Below are 18,369 nucleotides of genomic sequence, written 5' to 3' on the forward strand. Positions count from 1 at the left end.
TCACTTCACACCGAGGTCGGCGATGTCGATGGTCCACACCGGGTGGTACTGCAGGCCGGTCACCGACGCGGCCGCCACGATGTTCTGGCTGGGCTGGATGAGCGGGATGAACGGGCCCGAGGCGTTCAGCTTGGTCTGCATGTCGGTGTAGGCCTGCCTGCGCGCGTCGTCGCCGACCGCGGTGGCGGCCTTCTCCCCCGCGTTCTCCACGTCCTTGTCCGCGCCCGTCTTCCAGCCGACGCGCGTGCCGACCGACTTGCCGGGCAGGAACACCAGGTAGTCGCTGGGGTCGGGATAGTCGGGACCCCAGTACCAGAGGCCCATCTCCTCCTTGCCGGTGCGGTAGTTGTCCGCCGCGGTGGTGATGGGGGTGGGCGCGAGGTCGACGGTGATGCCGACCTCCTTGAGGTTGGCCTGGATGCGTTCGGCCAGCGGCTGGAAGGACAGGCCGTTGACGGTGAGCTCGCTCGGGTACTCCAGCTTCACCGTCGGGTTCACCAGCCCGCTCGCCGCCAGCGCCGCCTTGGCACCGGCCACGTCCCGCTTGGCCGCCTGCTGCTGCGGGAGCGCGCCGACCAGCTGCGAGGGGATCAGGCCCGGGGCCTGCACCGCCCCCGCGCCGGCCAGCTCCAGCAGTCCCGAGTAGTCGACGCCCTTGCGCACCGCCTCCACGAACTTGGGGTTAGGCGTGGTCTTGCTGACCGCCTCGTTCCGGGTGGCGTGCAGGTAGATCACGTTCGCCGACGCGGTCTTGGTCACGTGCAGGCCGCCGGGCATCGTCTTGACCTGGTCGCCCGACAGGTTCAGCGCGATCTGGCTGTCGCCGCGCTGCACGTTGAGCTTCTGCGTCGCCGCCGCGACGTTGCGGATCACGACCTTGGCGTACGCGGGCTTGGTGCCGTAGTAGTTCGGGTTCGCCCGCAGCACCACCTGGTTGCTGACGTTCAGGGACTCCAGCGTGTACGGCCCCGACCCGGCCGACGCCGAGTTCAGGTACTTCTCGGCCTGGTCCTTGGGGTCGGTCGTCGCTCCGTGCGCCTTGGCGACCTTGCTGTTGAGGATGCCGAGCACGGGGTTCGGCAGGATGTACGGCAGCGCCGGGTTGGGCACCTTGGACGTCAGCGTGATCGTGGTGTCGTCGGTCTTGGCCACCTTCACGCCGTCCAGCAGGAACGACGGGGTGCCCTTCATGTCGCGCACGCGGTCCAGCGAGAAGACCACGTCGTCGGCGGTGAGCGGGGTGCCGTCGCTGAACTTGGCGCCGGAACGGAGCTTGAGCGTCAGCACCTTGCCGTCGCCCGACAGGTCGTACGACTCGGCCAGCGCCGGCACCGGCTTGGTCACGTCGGCGCCGTCGAAGGTGAGCAGCGTGTCGTACAGGGCCTTGTCGACGAACATCCCGGTCGTCTCGTACATCCGTCCCGGGTCGGCCGTCTTGAGGTCGAAGGAGGTGTCGATGACCAGTGTCGTGTCACCGGCCGGCCTGGACCGTGAGCCGCCGTCGGAGCAGGCGGCCATGGCCAGAGCACCGGCGAGCAGCAGCGCTGTGAATCTCGTACGGGGCGTCATGGCGGGAACCCTAGGCCGGGTGACCTGGCGCATCTTCGGAGCGCCGAACGAACGGGCGGCCTTGGATTCGTCGGCGGCACCAACCGCGCGCCGGTTCGTGCGGGGACACCAATCGGCGGGCGCGATTTCGTGCGGCGGTCCTTAGTCGGGGCGCGCCGCGAGTGGGGACGATGTCGATCTCCCGCAGGCACCGTTCGGCGGCACTCGCGTGCCGGCCTCGCCACGGAAGGAACCCCCCATGTTCCGACGTTCCAGAACCGTCCTCCTCACGAGCATCGCGGTCAGCGCAGCGACCGCGGTCACGACCGCGGCGCTGACCGCGTCACCGGCCGCGGCGGCATCCCCGGCCACGCAGGCCACGCCCTCGACGGCCACGTCCTCGACGAAGAACGACGCCGTCCAGCGCGTGCTCGACCAGGCGGTGAGCGAGGGAGGCGCGCCGGGCATCATCGCCGAGGTCCAGGACGGCAACGCCGACTGGTTCGGCTCCGCCGGCGTCGCCGACACCGCGACCGGGCGCAGGCAGCAGCCCTTGGACCGCTACCGGATCGGCAGCATGACCAAGTCGTTCACCTCGACGGTCCTGCTGCAGATGGTGGGCGAGGGACGGCTCAGCCTGAACGACACCGTCGAGAAGTGGCTGCCGGGCGTGGTGAAGGGCAACGGGCACGACGGAAGCAAGATCACCGTACGGCAGTTGCTCAACCACACCAGCGGCATCTTCAACTACACCAACGACCAGCAGATGCTGGACAAGCTGACCGGCCCGGCCTACCTCAAGCACCGCTTCGACGCCTACCAGCCCGAGCAGCTCGTCCAGGTGGCGATGACCCACGCGCCCGACTTCGCGCCCGGAACGTCCTGGGCCTACTCCAACACCAACTACATCCTCGCCGGAATGATCGCCAGGAAGGTGTCGGGACGTCCGCTCGCCGACGAGGTGACCCGGCGGATCATCGTTCCACTCGGCCTGACCAGCACCTACGTGGCCGGTCAGACCACGAGCATCTTCGGGCCGCACGGGAAGGCCTACTCCAAGCTGGAGCTGCCCGACCCCGCCGCGCCCGTCTACGACGTGAGCGACATGAACCCCAGCTGGGCCGGTACGGCGGGAGACATGGTCTCCACGTCCGGCGACATCAACCGCTTCTACACCGCCCTGCTCCGCGGCCGCCTGCTGGCTCCCGCCCAGCAGAAGGAGATGTTCACGGCCGTGCCGACCGTGAACTGGATCCCGAACACCGGCTACGGGCTCGGCCTGATCACCCAGAAGCTGCCCTGCGGCGTGCAGGTGTGGGGGCACGGCGGCACGATCCACGGTTCGCTGTCGTGGTCGATGGGCCTGCGCGACGGATCGAAGATGGCCAGCACCGCCATCAACGGCGACTGGGTCGACCAGGGCGGCATCTCCAACAACGTGATGCAGGCCGCCTTCTGCCCCGCCTCCACCCCCACCTCGACCTCCAGCGCGAAGCAGACGAGCGCGCCCTCGGCGGTCCGCCCGTCGCAACTCTTCTGACCCACTCACGGCGGCCCTCCACCTCCGCCGGGAGCCCGGCGGAGGTGGAGGGCCGCGTACCACCACGAACGGAGACGGCGGCATGAGCGTGAGCGACCTCGTCGAGGCCGCCGCAGCGGCGTCCGACCTGGCCCAGCGGCGATCGCGAGTGGTGATCAGGGAGCTGACGGCGGAGACGGAGCTGCGTACCGCCTGCGACCTGACCGACCGCGTGTGGCGGCCGCAGGCGGGCAACCCGCTGATGACCATGGCGCTGCTGCGGGGATTCCAGCATTCGGGCTCCTACGTCTTCGGGGCGTACGAGGCCGACGAGATGGTCGGCGTGTGCATCGGCTTCCTCGCGGCGGCCGGGCTGCACTCGCACCTGGCGGGCGTCGACGGCCGGGCCCGTGGCCGGGAGGTCGGGTTCGCGCTGAAGGTCCACCAGCGGGCCTGGTCGCTCGAACGCGCCATCACCAAGGTGACCTGGACGTACGACCCGCTGGTCAGCCGCAACGCCTACTTCAACCTCGCCAAGCTGGGCGCGGTCCCCGAGCAGTACCTGCCGGACTTCTACGGCGCCATGGACGACGGCGTCAACCAGGGGCAGGAGTCCGACCGGCTGCTGGTCGGCTGGGACCTGACCGACCCAGCCGTCGCCGCGGCCTGCGTCCGGCGGCCCCACCACGCGACGCCGCCCCCGGACGCCACGGCGGCACTCGACGCCGACGCGGCCGGGCTGCCCGTCGTCGGCTCGTTCGACGGCGCCCGCCTCACCGTCCGGATCCCGCCCGACATCGAGGCCCTGCGCATCGAGCGTCCGCAGGCCGCGCTCGCCTGGCGCTCGGCGCTGGGCGACACCCTCAAGGCCCTCTTCGCCGACGGCGCGGCCGTCACCGGCTTCACCCGCGACGGCCGCTACCTCATCGAACGCAAGCCCGGCCGCTGACGCACCTCGGGTCTTCGGGATTCACCGCAGAACCGGCGCTCTCCCGCACGCGTGCAAGTCTTAGGACCAATCGCGGCACAGCCCGAGGAGTAACCGGCCATAAGGCGGGAAGCCCCTCGCCGCGACCACGATCGGCATCCCCCTGCCGCCGTGCGCACCCGCCGAGGAGAGGTTCAACGGTGACCGAAGATCGAAGTGCCGCGGAGGCGCGGCCGGCACCAGGTCATGCCGTTCCGGCGACGGTGGCGGTGATCGCCGCCTGGGCCTGGCGGCTGGTGGCGATCGGCGTCGTCGTCTACGGCGTGGTGTGGATCGTCGGCGCGTTGAAGATCGTGTTCCTGCCCTGCGCGATCGCACTGTTCCTGTGCGCCCTCCTGCGTCCGCTGGCCGCCAGGCTCGAACGAAAAGGGCTGCCGCCCCTCGTCGCGACGTGGGTGACCCTGCTGGTCGCACTCGGCGTGGTGGGCGGCATCGGGACCTACGTCGGCATCCAGGCCAACGAGGAGTTCCCCAAGCTGGTCTCGGAGGTCCAGGTCACCTCCCGGCAGCTTCAGCACTGGCTGGAGAACGGGCCTCTGCACGTCAAGCACTCCCAGTTGCAGAACTCCCTCGACGACGGCGTCAGCTACCTGGAGAAGCGGCGCGGGCAGCTGGCCAGCACCGCCGTTCAGGCGAGCACGATGGCCGCCGAGGTCATCGTGGGCTTCCTCTTCATGCTCTTCGTGACGTTCTTCCTGCTGAAGGACGGCGCGCAGATCTGGAACTGGGCGATCAGCGGCATGGGCCGTTACCGCCGCCGGGTCGACCAGGCGGGCAGGGCCGGATGGGAGACCCTGTCGCAGTACGTTCGCGGCACCGTCATGGTCGCGGCCATCCACGCCGTGATCCTCGCCCTCGCACTGGCGATCCTCGGCGTCCCGCTGGTCGCGCCCCTGGCGCTCATCGTCTTCCTGGGCAGCTTCATCCCCATCGTGGGCATCCTGGTCGGCGGCGGCCTGGCCGTCGCCGTGACGTTCGGGGCCAAGGGCGGGACCGCCGCGCTGATCTTCCTGATCGTCCTCGTGGTCGAGCACCAGCTGGAGAGCCACCTGCTCCAGCCGCTCGTCGTCGGTCGCTGGGTACGGCTGCATCCGCTGGCGGTCATCGTCTCGATCACCGTCGGCGGAGTGCTCGGCGGCATCCCGGGAGCGGCCGTCGCAGTCCCGGTGGTGGCCGTGCTCTACCGAGCCTTGCCCGCACTACGCGATTCATCGGACCTCGCCCCCGCCGAACCCGAACCCGAGCCCGTTCCCGGCACAACCGGCACCCTCGCGCCCGATCCGGAGCCGGCCGACTGAGCTCGACCCGGACAACGCCCCCGATCCGAGCCATCTGATCGACACGCCGGCCGCCGCTCTGGCACCGTGGAGCCCCCACACGATCGACGGATCCCCTGTGAGGATCGGAACCGATGCCCGAAAGCCCTGCTCACCAACAGCCCATCCCCAAAGCGCGACGAGGCTGGCTGATCGTGGGGGCGATCGCCGTCCTCCTCCTGGCAGGGCTGGGCGTCGCAGTGACCATCGGACTGCGGAGCGACCACCACGCCGCGGCGCAACCTCGAAAGTTCACCCGTGTCCCCCCGGGCTGCGGTCTGGTCAAGCCCGCGACGGTCGCGCCGTACGTACCGTCCGCGCATTGCACGGCCGACGCGCAGTACAACACCCAGCTGCCGAACGGCGCCTTGCACCGCAGCGCCTACTGGGAGCCGCCCGAGAGCGTGAAAGACCATGGTCGCCTTTACGCCAGCCTCCACGCCGACCTCTCCGTCACACCACTCCTGCGGCAGTTCCCCACTCCAAAGCAGGAGCTCCTGCAGTCCGCTCGCGGCAACGACCGCCATCTGACGGACGCGCGCCAAGTTCGCGGGCTCGGCGACTGGGCCTACATCACCTACCGCACCGACTACTCCGCCGACAACGGCACCGCCGAGCTCCGCACGAACTGGGGAAATGCCACGCTTGAGGTGACCTATGACGGCTACCACATCGATTCCCATCGACATCTCACCGGCGCGGTCGACCAGCGAACCGCCGAAGCGGCCGTCCTAAGCTCCGCCCGCGACATCTACGCCGCGCTCAACTGAGACTTTCGTCGGAGGCGGTAACACTTCGGGGGGCGCCGACACGTGGGGGGTGTCCGCATCCCCCAGTGAAGGAGCCTGCGATGTACCGAGCGAAGCCCAAGGGCGCCGATGGCTGAGCGCGTGACCGACTTCGAGGCCGTGTACGCGGTGATGTACGAGCCGATCCTGGGGTACGCGCTGCGCCGGTGCGCCTCCCCCGAGGACGCCGCCGACGTCGTCGCGGAGACCTTCACCGTGGCGTGGCGGAGGTTCGAGGAGATCCCGTCCGGGGACCGGGCGCGGCTGTGGCTGTACGGCGTCGCCCGGCACGTCCTGGCCAACCATCGACGTTCGGAGAAAAGGCGGCGGCTGCACACGACGCGGCTGCGGGACGAGATCGCCGAAGCCCCGGTCGATCCCACCGACACCGCCGCGATCACCCAGGCACTCGCCGGGCTCGACGAGCGCGACCGCGAGGTGATCTGCCTGGTCGCCTGGGAGGGCCTGAACCACTCCGGCCTGGCCACCGTGCTGGGCTGCTCGCCAGGAACGGCGCGCGTCCGGCTGCACCGCGCCCGCAAACGCCTGGCCCGCGCGTTGCGCGCGGCGGGCGTCGAACATCTGGCCGTCACACCCGCGATCAGCGAACGGAGCTCGTTGGCATGAAGCCGCATTCCCTCGATCAACTGGCGCGTTCGACGGCCCGTGTGAGCGACGAGTCACTGTCGGGCTATGCCGGCCGTCCCGCCGCGCGCGGGCTCCTGGAGGAGATCACCACTCTCCCGGAATCGCAGGCCGACAAGAGCCGATCGGTCGTGCCCAGCCGTGGGCTGCGGCTCACGGTGGCCGGTGCGGCGCTCGCGACCGCGGTCTCGGCCGGGACGATCGTCGTCTGGCATGGCGATGGCGATCCCGCCGCGCCGCCCGGAAAGGCGCTGCCCTCCGTCGAGTTGGCGTCGGCCGCAGAGACGAGCCTTGTGCTGGACAAGGCAGCCAAGGCCGCGGCGGCCTCTTCGGTCACCGTGCCCAGCCGACGGCAGTGGGTCTACACCAGGATGCGCGAGACCTCGTCCGCCAAACCCGGTGGAATGGTCACGGGCGGCCCGTACAGGACCGACGACTGGGAGCTCTGGCGTCGGGCCGACGGCAAGCAGTTCGCCGCGTACCGCAACGGCACCCTGGAGAAGGGGCACGAGACGGTCGGCTCTGCCGTGGTCGCCCGGTACCTCCCCCTTCCCACCGACCCGGCGGCGCTGCTGCGCAAGGTCGGTGGAAACGGTCCCGGTGGACCTCAGATGGCGTACGAGACCCTCGTCACGCTGCTGCGGGACGACGTCCATCCGCCGGCGGTGGAGGCGGCGATCTTCCGTGCGATCAAGCTGGTCCCGGGCGTGACGCTGGTGAAGGCCAGAGCGGACGCGCTCGGCCGTCCGGCGCTGGCGCTCGGCATCACCAACGACTGGGTGCACCAGGAGGTACTGCTGGACGCCCGGACCTACGGCTATCTGGGTGAACGCACGATCGCGATCAAGGATTACACGGCGCGCTCCGAAGGGGAGCCGACCCGGCGAATCCCCAAGGGGACCGTTCAGCACCTCATGGTCCGTCTGTCGATCAAGGTCGTGAACGGACCCGGGCAGCGCTCCTGACCGTTCGCTGACGACGGTCGACGAAGTGTTCGGCCACGCGTTCGCGGTGTTGTGCCGGCGAGCCGTAGAGGGATCGGTTGAGGACGGCCCGCTTGAGGTAGGCGTGGATCCCGGCCTCCCAGGTGTAGCCCATGCCTCCGTGGAGTTGCACCGCCTTACCCGCGATCTCGACAGCGGCGGTGCAGGCGTAGGACTTGGCGCGCGAGACCGCGACTCCGGTTTCGTCCGTTGCCACGCCGCGCACCGCCGCTGCGACCAGGCGCCTGGCCAGGGTGACCTGGACGAGCATGTCGGCGCACGCATGCTTCACGGCCTGGAAGGAGCCGATCGTGCGGCCGAACTGCTCGCGTACCCCGGCGTAGGCGACGGTGGCGTCCAGCATGGCCTCGCTGAGACCGAGGCTGTCGCAGGCGATGGCGACGGCGGCACGGTCGGCCAGACGGCGCAGGGCCGTGTCCGGGTCGTTGAATCGCCACACCGATCCGGGCACCACAGCCTCGGCGACGACTCGGCCGAAGCCGCGTGTGGCGTCGACGACGGGCTGTTCCGCGACGGTCAGCCCAGGCGTGCGGGGGGCGACGCCGACGATGACCGGCTCGTTCTGGGAGTCGAGTGCCGGGATGAGGAGGTGGTCGGCGGTGGGCGCGTCGAGGACGAACGAGGCGTCACCGTCGAGGGTTTGCCTGAGGCGGAAGGTTCCGGCTGCGGTCTCGCCGTCCAAGGCCAGGATGGGGAGGACGGCCCCGGAGGCGGCGGCGTGGATGACCTGGTCACGGTCGGGGGTGCGCGCCAGGAGGGTGAGCGAACCCACTCCGAGGGCCGCCGCCGGATAGGGGGTGTGAGCGGCGGCGCGGCCGATCTCGCGGAGGACGGCGGCGACCTCCGCGAATGTGGCGTCCGCGCCGGGCGCCTCCAGGCCCAGCCAGTCGGTGAGGAGGCGTTCACCCTCGCCGTCCTTGAGCAGGCCGGACACCACGCCGCTCAGCTCGCCATCGAGCTCGGAGAACGTCATGGCTCGCGGGGCAGGCCGAGGCCGCGTTCGCCGATGATGGTGCGCTGGATCTCGCTCGTGCCGCCCGGGATCGTCCATTCCCACGAGCCGATGAAGTCCAGGACCCACGCCCCTGACTCCCAGCCGCTCGACAGGGGCTTGCGCAGGTCGGTGTGAGCGGACGGGCCCGCGATCTCGGTGCCGAAGTCGGTCAGGCTCTGGAGCAGTTCGCTGTAGCAGAGCTTCACGATCGAGGCGTCCGCAGGCCCGGGTTGATCGGAGGCTACGAGGTCGGCGCAGAGTGCCCGCAGTCCGGTGAGCTCGATCTCCAGTACGGCGAGCCGGTCTCGCACCATGGAGTCGTCGAGGGGTCGTCTCCCGTCCCGCCCGGGGCTCGCGCACAGGTCCACGAGCCGGTCGAACCCTCCGTTGCCCAGCCGTTCGGCCAGTTCCAGCATGGTCATGCCGCGTTCGGCACCCAGGGTCTCCTGGGCAACGCGCCAACCTGCGTTCTCGGCGCCGATGAGGTTCGCCGCCGGGATGGCGACGTCGTCGAGGAAGATCTCGCAGAAGTGCGAATCTCCCGTCGCCTGCCTGGTGGGGCGCACGTCGATGCCGGGCGTGCGCATGTCCATCAGGAAGTAGGAGATGCCGCGCCGCTTCGGCGCGTTCGGGTCGGTGCGGGCGAGCAGCAGGCACCAGTCGGCGTGCGCGGCGCCGCTCGCCCAGCATTTCTGGCCGTTCACGACGTAGGTGTCGCCCTCGCGCCGCGCGGACGTTCTGAGGGCGGCCAGGTCCGATCCGGCGTCGGGCTCGGAGAATCCCTGGACCCAGATCTCGCCGTCGAGGATCGCGGGCAGATGCCGCCGCCGCTGCGTCTCGGTGCCCGCCGCCAGCAGCGTCGAGGCGGCGTGGTGGATCGCGACGAACGCCAGTACGAGGCGCGGCGCGTCGTGGGCGGCGAGCTCCTGGTAGAGAACGGCCTGCTCGGGCACCGGCATCCCGCCGCCCCACTCGGCCGGCCAGTGCGGGACGGCGAAGCCCGCGCCCCGCAGCTCCTGGAACCACTCCTTCTGGAACGCCACGAACTCCTCGTCGGAGACGCCGGTCTGCGCCGACCGCCAGTCCGGCGGGATGTGCGTCCGGCACCAGTCGCGTACGTGCGCCCGGAACCCGTCGAGGCCGGCGGAGGTCATGGCCCGGCCTTGTCGGCGAGGGCGAGGAGCCGGGCGCGGTGTTCGGGCGAACGCATGGTGGCGGCCTCGGCGGCGAGGCCCGCCTGCACCGGACCGGCCAGCGCCTGGGACAGGTACATGGTGACGACCTGCTTGGTGCCGCGCAGCGCCTCGGCGGGCTGCGCGGCGAACCGGGCGGCGAGGCGGCGTGCCTCGGGCAGCAGGTCCTCCGGAGCGGTCGTACGGGTCGCGAGTCCGAGCTCGACGGCCTTGGCCGCCGGGATGTGGTCGCCGGTGTACAGGTACTCGCGGGAACGCAGCAGCAGGGTGAGCAGCGGCCACAGCGCGGCGCCGCCGTCCCCGGCGACGAGCCCGACGGCGACGTGCGGGTCGGCCAGATGCGCGGTCTCGGAGATGAGGACGACGTCGCACAGCAACGCGACACTGCAGCCGAGCCCGACCGCGGGGCCGTTCACCGCCGCGATCACCGGCAGCGGGAAGCGGAGCATCTCCTCGATGATCTGCGCGCCCTCGCGGAGGCTCTCGTCGCGTGCGACCGGGTCGTCGAGGAAGGAGGTGATCCAGCCGAGGTCGCCGCCCGCGCTGAACGCCCGGCCCGCGCCGGTGAGGATCACCGCCTTGGCCTCCGGGTCGCGTGCGAGGCGCTGCCAGACGTTGGCGAGCGCCCAGTGCAGGGAGCGGTTGACGGCGTTCAGCTCCGCAGGCCGGTCGAGGCGGACGATGCGGACGGGGCCGTCGCACTCGACGGTCAGCTCGGCGGGCAGGTCCTCATAGGTCACGGCGTTCCACCCGGGTACAGGCCGGTGAGGCCGTGCCGTCCGATGCGGCGCGTCAGCCGGTCGCGGGTCGCGGACAGGCCCAGCGGCAGGCGCCGGATCGGCCTGCTGTACCTGGACACCCACGACAGGGCCGACTCGTCGCAGAAGCCGATGGCTCCGTGCAGCAGGTGCGCGGTGCGGAAGACCGCCTCGGCCGCCTCCAGCGCGGCCGACCGGAGCACGAGGGCGTCGTCGAGTGCCTCGGGGAGGCCTGCCTGGACGCTCCACAGCGCGTACGCGGCCAGGGCCTCGACACCGCCGCGTTCCACCTCGGCGTCGGCCAGCTGGAACCGGACGCCCTGCTGCTCGGCGAGCGTCCTGCCGAACTGCTCGCGGACGAGCACATGCGCCCGGGTCAGATCCATGGCGCGGTCGAGCATGCCGAGGAGCGTCCAGCACGGCAGGACCAGGCCGAGCGCCACGTCTCCCCCGCCGTTCTCGTCGATCGGCTGAACGTCGAGCCGGGTGACGAACGCGCTGCCGCGGGCCGAGACCTCCGAGGCCACGACCCTCGCGCGGCCACGCGCGCCGTCCGGCGTCACCGTCGTCCAGCGCAGGCCGAGCCCGGCGACCGGTCCCGCAGGCGCCGGACCGGCGACGACCACGAGACCGTCGCAATCCAGGTCGGCGGGCCGGGCGAGGCGTTCGGCGACCGGGTACGGCACCGCCCAGTACCCGGCGCTGCGGCACAGGGCCGCCGCGGCCTCCAGGTCGTCGGCGTCGCCGCGAGGTTCGAGATCGGACATCCCGAGCTCGCGCAGGATCGGTTCCACCAGCTCGCGACGTCGTCCGGGCTCCTGCTCGGCGAGCTGGACCAGCCGGTCGCCGCCCGCCGCCTCGAAGGCGCGCGACGCCTGCCGCCCGTACTCGGCGGCCTCGCCGCTCAGCTCGATCCTCACGAGGCCGCCAGCAGCGCGCGGGCCAGCAGGATCCGCTGAACGTCCACGCTTCCCGACGCGACGGTCGAGGCGTGCGAGTACCGCAGGTGGTCCTCCACCTCGCGGCGGAACAGCCCGGCCTCCTCGCCGTCCTCGGCCGCCAGCGCCGCGATCTCCACCAGCACCTCCGCGCTCTCCTGGTCGAGCCTGGTCACCGCGATGCGGTACGCGGCCGCGTCGCCCGGCCGGACCCGCCCCTCGTCCTGCAGCGCGATGACGCGGTAGGCGAGCAGCCGCGCGCGGCGGCAGTGCGTCAGCATCCGCGCCCAGCGCACCCGCAGCTCGCCCGGCAGGCTCTCCCAGCCGTCACCGAGGACGCGCGGTGCATTCTGGAGCAGCCGTTCGCAGCGCGCGTAGCGGGCGATGCCGACGCGTTCGAACGACAGGACCTCCTGAACGACCGCCCAGCCGCCGTCCACGTCGCCGAGCACGTCGGCCGCGGTGACCCGGACGTCGTTGAAGAACACCTCGTTGAGGTGGTGCGGGCCCATCAGGGAGCCGATCGGACGGACCTCGATGCCGGGGGCGTCCATCGGCACCAGGAAGATCGTGAGCCCTTCCTGGCGTCGCTCGCGCCGGGCGGTACGGGCGAGCAGGAAGCACCACCGGGCCATGGTCGCGTAGGACGTCCAGACCTTCTGGCCCGAGATCAGCCACCCGTCGCCGTCGGGCCGGGCCGTCGTGCGCAGCGACGCCAGATCCGAGCCCGCGTCGGGCTCGCTGAAGCCCTGGCACCAGATGACCTCGCCGCGCGCGATCGGCGGGAGGTGGCGGCGGCTCTGCTCCGGCGTGCCGTGCCGCATGATCGTGGGCCCGACCCAGTTGACGCCCATGTACTGCGCGCCGCGCGGCTCCTGGTGCGCCCACATCTCCTCGCGGACGACGGTCTGCTCCCAGGGCGAGGCGCCCCACCCGCCGTACTCCCGCGGCCAGGCCGGGCAGAGCAGGCCGCGCTCGGCGAGCAGCCGGCAGAACTTCTGTGCGGTCTCCAGGTCCTCGGGGTCGTCGGTGAAGGCCCCGAGGTAGCCGCGCGGAACGTGCTCCGCCACCAGCCTGCGCAACTCGGCGCGGAGCTCCGCGGCGGCCGGACCCATCGAGAAGTCCATGGGACGAAGATAGGTAATCCTTATAATATTTGCAATGCTTGCATCGCTCAGCGGGCGGTCCAGCCGCCGTCGACCACGACCGTCTGCCCGGTGACATAGCCTCCGGCGTCGCTCACCAGCCACAGCACGGCGCCGACGATGTCGTCCGCGGTGCCCTCCTTCGGCAGCGGGGTGTTGCGGCGCAGGTACTCGGCGCCGCGCTCGGTCTCGTAGAGCGGGCCGGTGATCTCGCTGCGGAAGAAGCCGGGGGCGACGGTGTTCACCCGGATGGAGTGCCGTGCCCACTGCACGGCCAGCTCGGCGGTCAGTCCGGACAGACCGGCCTTGGCGCCCGCGTAGGACGCCTGCGGGATGCCGGGGACGCCGACCCGGCCGCTGATGGACGAGATGTTGACGATCGCGCCCCGGCCCACGGCGCGCATGTGCGGGAAGACTCCCTGCGCGAGCAGGAACGGCGCGACCAGGTTGAGGTCGAGGGTCCCGCGGATCGCATCGAGGGGTTCGGACTCGGCGCGTTCGGAAGTGAACATGCTCCCCGCCGCGTTGACGAGGATCTCCGGCTCGCCCAGTCCCTCAACGACCGCCGGTACGACCGAGCCGACCCGGTCGAGGTCGGACAGGTCGCAGGCGACCGCGAGGCCGCCGATCCGTTCGGCCAGTTCGGCCAGCCGGTCGGCGCGGCGGGCGACCACCGCGACCCGCGCGCCCGCCGAGGCCAGTGCCTCCGCCACTGAGGCTCCGAGGCCCGACGAGGCCCCGGTCACGATCGCGACGCGGCCGTCGAGGCCGAACATCCGCAGAGCGACGTCGCGGTCCGGCGCCACGCAGGTCTCCCTTCACCGCGAACCGGCCGGGGCGCGATCTGCCGCCTCAGCCGCGGCGGAACCGCATCCGGCTCCGGCTGGACGCCGCGTCGATCACCCTGTCCTCGAACGTGCGGCACACCCAGTGCTGGGTCGCCGTGAGGTGCTCGCGCGCGAGCCGTTCGGCCCTGCGCGCGTCGCCCTTGGCGATGCTCCTCACCAGCCGCTCGTGGGCCTTGTGGGCGACGGCACGGTCTTCGGGCGACGGGTAGGCGCCGCGCGACATCTGCACGTCCGCCCAGGCCTCTTCCTGGACCGACCAGAGCGACGTCAGGCTCTTCACGACCACGCGGAGGGTGGCGTTGGGGTCGAAGCCCACCAGGACGTCATGGAACTCGCGCGAGGCCCGGGTGAAGGCCGCGCCGTCGTCGATGCAGTCCTTGCCCTCGGCGAGCAGCTCCTCCAGCCGGGGCACCACGACCTCCTCGCGGTCCGGCCGTTCCGCGCAGCGCGCCGCCGACTGCGGTTCGAGGTTCGCCAGGGCGTCGCCGAGGTCGGGGACCCTGACCTGCATCGCCTGAAGGGTCACCCCGAGGGCGTAGCCGGCGGTCCCGATGTCGGGGGCGTGCACGACGGCGCCGCCGCGGTTGCCGCGCCGGACGGTGATGAAGCCCTCGGTCTCCAGGATGCGCAGCGCCTCCCGGACCGACGGGTAGCTCACGCCGAACTCGGTGACGAGCTCGTCCTGCTTCGGAAGCGAGGAGCCGTCGACGATGCCACCCGCGAGGATCCGGTCGCGGAGCTCGGAGGCGACCAGTTCGGCCATGCGCAGCTGCGAGACCTTGGCGTGCTGAGCTCCTGCACGTTCCATGATTGCAAGATTAGCAGGGATGGCTCACTCCCCCGTTCGCGACGCGACCAGGTCGCTCAGCCCGGCACGCAGGACCTTGCCCATGGCGTTCACCGGCAGCGCCTCGACCTGCGACCAGACTTCCGGGACCTTGTACGGCGCGAGCTCGTTCCGGCAGAGCCGCGTGAGCACGGCGAAGTCGAGCGGTGGACCGGCGCTCTCGACCACGGCGGCCACCCGTTGCCCGAGCCGTTCGTCGGGAACGCCGCACACCGCGACCCGGGCGACGTCCGGGTGCGCCGAGATGACCCGTTCGACTTCGAGCGGGTAGATGTTCGCCCCTCCCCTGACGATGACCAGCTTCTTGCGGTCGATGACCGTCAGCCAGCCGTCCTCGTCGACGGTCCCGACGTCGCCGGTGGGGATCGGCCCGGGTTCGGGAGGTCTGACGCGGCCTTCCTCCCAGTACCCGAGCATCGGCGTCCACGCGTCGGCCCATCGCCCCAAGCTCGTCCCGCCCAGCCGCAGCTCGCCGGCCCCGCCCGACGCGAGGCGGCGGCCCTCGTCGTCGTAGGACGCGACGTCGTAGTGCGGCAGCACACGGCCGCTCGCGCGCGGCCGCCACTCGCTTCCCGGCGGGTCGATCGACACGACGGTCGGCGCCTCGGTGAGCCCGTACGTCACCCGGGGAACCAGGCCGTGCGCCTCGGCGAACGCGTGCCGTACGGAGTCGGAGGTGTCGCCGCCTCCGCTCCACACCTCACGGAGGGAGGCGAGGTCCGCCTCCGGACGCCGGGCCAGGTCGTAGAGCTGCGCGGGCGCGCCGTTCCAGACGGTGACGCGTCGCGCGGCGATCCAGTCGGCGACCCCGGCGGCGTCGCGCCGGTCCATCACGATCGAGCACCCGCCCGCCTGCGCGGTGAGCAGGGTGGACAGGACCATCAGGTTGAGGATCGTGAGCGGGAAGCTGTCGCCCTTGCGCAGGTCCGGCCCCCATCCCCTGGTGGCGGTGAGCACCGCGCCGGGCAGAAGCAGGTTGCGCTGGCTGTGCACGACGGCCTTGGGGCGGCCCGAGGTTCCGCTGGTGAACGCGATCCCGGCGGGCGTGTCGATGTCCTGCTCGACTGCGGGCGCCTTCTCATCCCGGGCCATCAGGCTCGCCCACCGATCCGGATGAACGCAGGCCGGTCCGTCCAGGAGGCAGCGCGGCCCCGCCAGCACGATCGCCGGGTCGCAGAGGTCGTGCAGTTCCCACTGCTCTGCCGGCGCGAGGGTCTCGCCGATCCCCGCCCACACGGCGCCGATCCGCTGCGCGCCGTGGAAGGCGGCGACGATGTCCAGGTCGTTCGGGAGGCAGGCCGCGACGCGGTCGCCGGGACGCACGCCGAGCGACCAGAGCGCGCCCGCCGCCCGCCGCGCCCGGTCGTCGAGCCCGGCGTAGGACCACGCCCCCGAGGCCGCCTCGACCGCCGTGGCCTGCGGGCGTTCCGCCAGCGACGCGTCCAGGACCCGTGCGATGCTCACGAAATCTTGATAGCACTATCCTTACAAGGATTCTACCTTTAGGCTCGGTGGCGTATGGAACACACAGGCCCGCTGTCGGGGGTGCGCGTCGTCGACCTGACGGCCATGGTGATGGGCCCGTACTGCACGCAGATCATGGCCGACATGGGCGCGGACGTGATCAAGATCGAGCCGCCGGCGGGCGACAACACCCGCTACATCTCGGCCGGGCCCGAGCCGGGCATGGCGGGCGTGTTCGTCAACGCCAACCGCGGCAAGCGGAGCGTCGTGCTGGATCTGCGCGACGGCGACGGCAAGCGGGCGCTGCGCGGGCTGATCGAGGGCGCCGACGTGTTCATCCACTCGATGCGGGCCAAGGCGATCGCCAGGCTCGGGTTCGGCTACGACGACGTGGCCTCGGTCAACCCGTCGATCGTCTACACCAACTGCTACGGCTACGGGCGGCGCGGCCCCGACGCCGATCTCACCGCCTACGACGACACCATCCAGGCCGAGTGCGGGCTGACGTACGCGCAGGGCCGCCTCACGGGCGAGACCGGCTACGTCGCCACGATCATGGCCGACAAGGTCGCCGGGATGACCGCGCTCTACGCGACCATGATGGCGCTGTTCCATCGCGAGCGGACCGGCGAGGGCCAGGAGGTCGAGGTCGCGATGTTCGAGACCATGGCCGCGTTCATGTTGGTCGAGCACGCCAACGGCGCGATGTTCAGCCCGCCGCTCGGCACCGCGGCCTACCCGCGTGCCGTGGCGCCCAACCGCAGGCCCTACCGCACCAAGGACGGGCACATCGCCGCGCTGGTCTACAACGACAAGCAGTGGACGGCGTTCGTCGAAGCCGTGCGGCCACCGTGGGCCGACGAACGCTTCGCCACGCTCGAACTGCGCTCGCGCGAGATCGACACCGTCTACGGGCTCCTGGGCGAGACCTTCGCCCAGCGCACGACGGGCGAGTGGCTCGCCCTGCTGCGTTCACTGGACATTCCCGCCGCGCCGGTCAGGACGCTCGACGAGCTCTTCGACAATCCGCACCTGAACGAGGCGGGCTTCTTCGAGACGGTGGACTCCCCCAACGGCCCCGTGCGCTTTCCCGGGCCGCCTGCATGGTTCTCCCGGACGCCGGGCCGGGTCGCCGGGCCCGCGCCCCGGCTCGGCGCGCACACCGAGGACGTGCTGGGCGAGCTGAACATCACGTGAGGACGGCGACGTGGACTTCTCCCTGACCGACGACCAGCGGCTCATCCGGGCCACGGTCCTGGAGCACTGCTCCCGGTTCCCCGACGACTACTGGCTGGAGCGCGACGAGGACGGCGTCTTCCCGCACGACTTCCACAAGGCGATGGCGGACGCCGGATGGCTGGGCATCGCGATGCCCGAGCCCGTCGGCGGCGCGGGGCTCGGCATCACCGAGGCCGCGATCATGATGCAGGCCGTCGCAGAGTCGGGCGGCGGGATGGCCGCGGCCTCCAGCATCCACGGCCCGGTCTTCAGCCTGCAGCCGGTCGCGCAGTTCGGCACCGAGGAGCAGCGGCAGCGGATGATCCCGCCGGTGCTGACCGGCGCGGAGCGCATGTGCTTCGCGGTGACCGAGCCGAACGCCGGGCTCGACACCACCAAGCTCACGACGCGGGCGGAACGGCGCGACGGCGGCTACCTGGTCAACGGCGAGAAGGTCTGGATCTCGGTCGCCCAGGTGGCCGGCAAGATGATGCTGCTCGCGCGCACGACCCCGCTGGACGAGGTGAAGCGCAAGACGGACGGGTTGTCGCTGTTCTTCACCGACCTCGACCGGTCGAAGATCGAGGTCCGGGCGATCCGCAAGATGGGCCGCCACGCGGTGGACTCCAACCTGCTGTTCATCTCCGACCTGTGGATCCCGGAGGAGGACCGCATCGGGGCCGAGGGCGACGGCTTCAAGATCATCCTGCACGGGCTGAACCCCGAGCGGATCCTGCTCGGCGCCGAGGCGATCGGGCTCGGCCGCGCCGCGATCCAGCGCGCCGCCCGCTACGCGCGCGAACGCGTCGTCTTCGACCGTCCCATCGGCATGAACCAGGGCATCCAGCATCCGCTCGCCAAGTGCTGGGCACAGCTGGAGGCCGCCGACCTCATGATCATGAAGGCCGCGTCGCTGTTCGACGCGGGGCGGGACTGCGGCGTCGAGGCGAACGCGGGAAAGTACCTGGCGGCCGAGGCCGGGTTCGAGGCCTGCCACACCGCGATGCTGACCCTGGGCGGGATGGGCTACGCGCAGGAATACCACGTCGAGCGCTACCTGCGGGAGATCCTCATCCCCCGTACGGCCCCCGTCAGCCCGCACATGATCCTCAACTTCCTGGCCGAGAAGGTCCTCGGCATGCCCAAGTCGTACTGA

Annotated in this window: 17 protein-coding genes; 8 read left to right on the forward strand and 9 right to left on the reverse strand. The window is 71.2% G+C overall.

Annotated features, from left to right (window positions below):
• Entirely contained in the window at positions 1 to 1,569 is a 1,569-nt protein-coding gene (locus J4573_RS11555) for an ABC transporter substrate-binding protein (protein WP_208255359.1), read from the reverse strand.
• Positions 1,570 to 1,807: 238 nt separating this feature from the next.
• On the opposite strand from J4573_RS11555, the gene J4573_RS11560 reads away from it, so the two are divergent.
• The 6 genes from J4573_RS11560 to J4573_RS11585 all read left to right on the forward strand — a co-directional run bounded on the left by J4573_RS11560 (position 1,808) and on the right by J4573_RS11585 (position 7,769).
• Positions 1,808 to 3,088: a serine hydrolase domain-containing protein gene (locus J4573_RS11560; protein WP_208255360.1), complete on the forward strand. Its 1,281-nt coding sequence runs from the start codon at positions 1,808 to 1,810 to the stop codon at positions 3,086 to 3,088.
• A gap of 82 nt (positions 3,089 to 3,170) precedes the next feature.
• Positions 3,171 to 4,016 (forward strand): GNAT family N-acetyltransferase, encoded by an 846-nt coding sequence (locus J4573_RS11565; RefSeq protein ID WP_208255361.1) that lies wholly within the window; start codon positions 3,171 to 3,173, stop codon positions 4,014 to 4,016.
• Positions 4,017 to 4,195: 179 nt separating this feature from the next.
• A complete protein-coding gene (locus J4573_RS11570) occupies positions 4,196 to 5,353 on the forward strand; it encodes an AI-2E family transporter (RefSeq protein WP_208255362.1) in 1,158 nt (385 codons plus the stop codon).
• Positions 5,354 to 5,466: 113 nt separating this feature from the next.
• A complete protein-coding gene (locus J4573_RS11575) occupies positions 5,467 to 6,141 on the forward strand; it encodes a hypothetical protein (protein ID WP_208255363.1) in 675 nt (224 codons plus the stop codon).
• A 108-nt stretch (positions 6,142 to 6,249) separates the two neighbouring features.
• On the forward strand, positions 6,250 to 6,786 hold the full coding sequence (locus J4573_RS11580; protein WP_208255364.1) for an RNA polymerase sigma factor: 537 nt from the start codon (positions 6,250 to 6,252) through the stop codon (positions 6,784 to 6,786).
• Positions 6,783 to 7,769, forward strand: a complete 987-nt coding sequence (locus tag J4573_RS11585) for a CU044_5270 family protein (protein ID WP_208255365.1) — start codon at positions 6,783 to 6,785, stop codon at positions 7,767 to 7,769. Before J4573_RS11580 ends, J4573_RS11585 begins: the two co-directional genes overlap by 4 nt.
• On the opposite strand, the gene J4573_RS11590 is transcribed toward J4573_RS11585, so the two are convergent.
• From J4573_RS11590 to J4573_RS11625, 8 genes are read right to left on the reverse strand one after another with little or no spacing between them, the layout of a single operon-like run.
• Positions 7,735 to 8,781 (reverse strand): acyl-CoA dehydrogenase family protein, encoded by a 1,047-nt coding sequence (locus tag J4573_RS11590; RefSeq protein ID WP_208255366.1) that lies wholly within the window; start codon positions 8,779 to 8,781, stop codon positions 7,735 to 7,737. The two genes, J4573_RS11585 and J4573_RS11590, sit on opposite strands and share 35 nt — an antisense overlap.
• Complete coding sequence (locus J4573_RS11595) at positions 8,778 to 9,956, reverse strand: acyl-CoA dehydrogenase family protein (RefSeq protein ID WP_208255367.1); 1,179 nt, start codon at positions 9,954 to 9,956, stop codon at positions 8,778 to 8,780. The genes J4573_RS11590 and J4573_RS11595 overlap by 4 nt, the downstream gene beginning before the upstream one ends.
• The gene (locus J4573_RS11600) at positions 9,953 to 10,735 is read right to left on the reverse strand and encodes an enoyl-CoA hydratase/isomerase family protein (protein WP_208255368.1); all 783 of its coding nucleotides are present in this window, start codon (positions 10,733 to 10,735) and stop codon (positions 9,953 to 9,955) included. The genes J4573_RS11595 and J4573_RS11600 overlap by 4 nt, the downstream gene beginning before the upstream one ends.
• A complete protein-coding gene (locus tag J4573_RS55230; RefSeq protein ID WP_208255369.1) occupies positions 10,732 to 11,673 on the reverse strand; it encodes an acyl-CoA dehydrogenase family protein in 942 nt (313 codons plus the stop codon). Before J4573_RS55230 ends, J4573_RS11600 begins: the two co-directional genes overlap by 4 nt.
• Complete coding sequence (locus J4573_RS11610; RefSeq protein ID WP_208255370.1) at positions 11,670 to 12,818, reverse strand: acyl-CoA dehydrogenase family protein; 1,149 nt, start codon at positions 12,816 to 12,818, stop codon at positions 11,670 to 11,672. The genes J4573_RS55230 and J4573_RS11610 overlap by 4 nt, the downstream gene beginning before the upstream one ends.
• Before the next feature lie 47 nt (positions 12,819 to 12,865).
• Positions 12,866 to 13,642, reverse strand: coding sequence for an SDR family NAD(P)-dependent oxidoreductase (locus tag J4573_RS11615; RefSeq protein ID WP_208255371.1), 777 nt, complete (start codon positions 13,640 to 13,642; stop codon positions 12,866 to 12,868).
• Positions 13,643 to 13,688: 46 nt separating this feature from the next.
• Positions 13,689 to 14,492, reverse strand: a complete 804-nt coding sequence (locus J4573_RS11620) for a FadR/GntR family transcriptional regulator (protein WP_208255372.1) — start codon at positions 14,490 to 14,492, stop codon at positions 13,689 to 13,691.
• A 24-nt stretch (positions 14,493 to 14,516) separates the two neighbouring features.
• Entirely contained in the window at positions 14,517 to 15,995 is a 1,479-nt protein-coding gene (locus J4573_RS11625; RefSeq protein ID WP_208255373.1) for a class I adenylate-forming enzyme family protein, read from the reverse strand.
• Between the two features lie 54 nt (positions 15,996 to 16,049).
• On the opposite strand from J4573_RS11625, the gene J4573_RS11630 reads away from it, so the two are divergent.
• Positions 16,050 to 17,192, forward strand: coding sequence for a CaiB/BaiF CoA transferase family protein (locus J4573_RS11630; protein ID WP_208255374.1), 1,143 nt, complete (start codon positions 16,050 to 16,052; stop codon positions 17,190 to 17,192).
• A gap of 10 nt (positions 17,193 to 17,202) precedes the next feature.
• A complete protein-coding gene (locus J4573_RS11635) occupies positions 17,203 to 18,369 on the forward strand; it encodes an acyl-CoA dehydrogenase family protein (RefSeq protein WP_208255375.1) in 1,167 nt (388 codons plus the stop codon).

The organism is Actinomadura barringtoniae (genome assembly GCF_017573505.1).
In the GTDB taxonomy this organism is placed as follows: domain Bacteria; phylum Actinomycetota; class Actinomycetes; order Streptosporangiales; family Streptosporangiaceae; genus Spirillospora; species Spirillospora barringtoniae.

Bases quoted from the DNA above. Each gene is read 5' to 3' on its own strand.
- J4573_RS11580 (WP_208255364.1), top strand. From the start codon at position 6,250: ATGGCTGAGCGCGTGACCGACTTCGAGGCCGTGTACGCGGTGATGTAC.
- J4573_RS11575 (WP_208255363.1), top strand. From the start codon at position 5,467: ATGCCCGAAAGCCCTGCTCACCAACAGCCCATCCCCAAAGCGCGACGA.
- J4573_RS11560 (WP_208255360.1), top strand. From the start codon at position 1,808: ATGTTCCGACGTTCCAGAACCGTCCTCCTCACGAGCATCGCGGTCAGC.
- J4573_RS11610 (WP_208255370.1), bottom strand. From the start codon at position 12,818: ATGGACTTCTCGATGGGTCCGGCCGCCGCGGAGCTCCGCGCCGAGTTG.
- J4573_RS11620 (WP_208255372.1), bottom strand. From the start codon at position 14,492: ATGGAACGTGCAGGAGCTCAGCACGCCAAGGTCTCGCAGCTGCGCATG.
- J4573_RS11585 (WP_208255365.1), top strand. From the start codon at position 6,783: ATGAAGCCGCATTCCCTCGATCAACTGGCGCGTTCGACGGCCCGTGTG.
- J4573_RS11555 (WP_208255359.1), bottom strand. From the start codon at position 1,569: ATGACGCCCCGTACGAGATTCACAGCGCTGCTGCTCGCCGGTGCTCTG.
- J4573_RS11595 (WP_208255367.1), bottom strand. From the start codon at position 9,956: ATGACCTCCGCCGGCCTCGACGGGTTCCGGGCGCACGTACGCGACTGG.
- J4573_RS11565 (WP_208255361.1), top strand. From the start codon at position 3,171: ATGAGCGTGAGCGACCTCGTCGAGGCCGCCGCAGCGGCGTCCGACCTG.
- J4573_RS11630 (WP_208255374.1), top strand. From the start codon at position 16,050: ATGGAACACACAGGCCCGCTGTCGGGGGTGCGCGTCGTCGACCTGACG.
- J4573_RS11590 (WP_208255366.1), bottom strand. From the start codon at position 8,781: ATGACGTTCTCCGAGCTCGATGGCGAGCTGAGCGGCGTGGTGTCCGGC.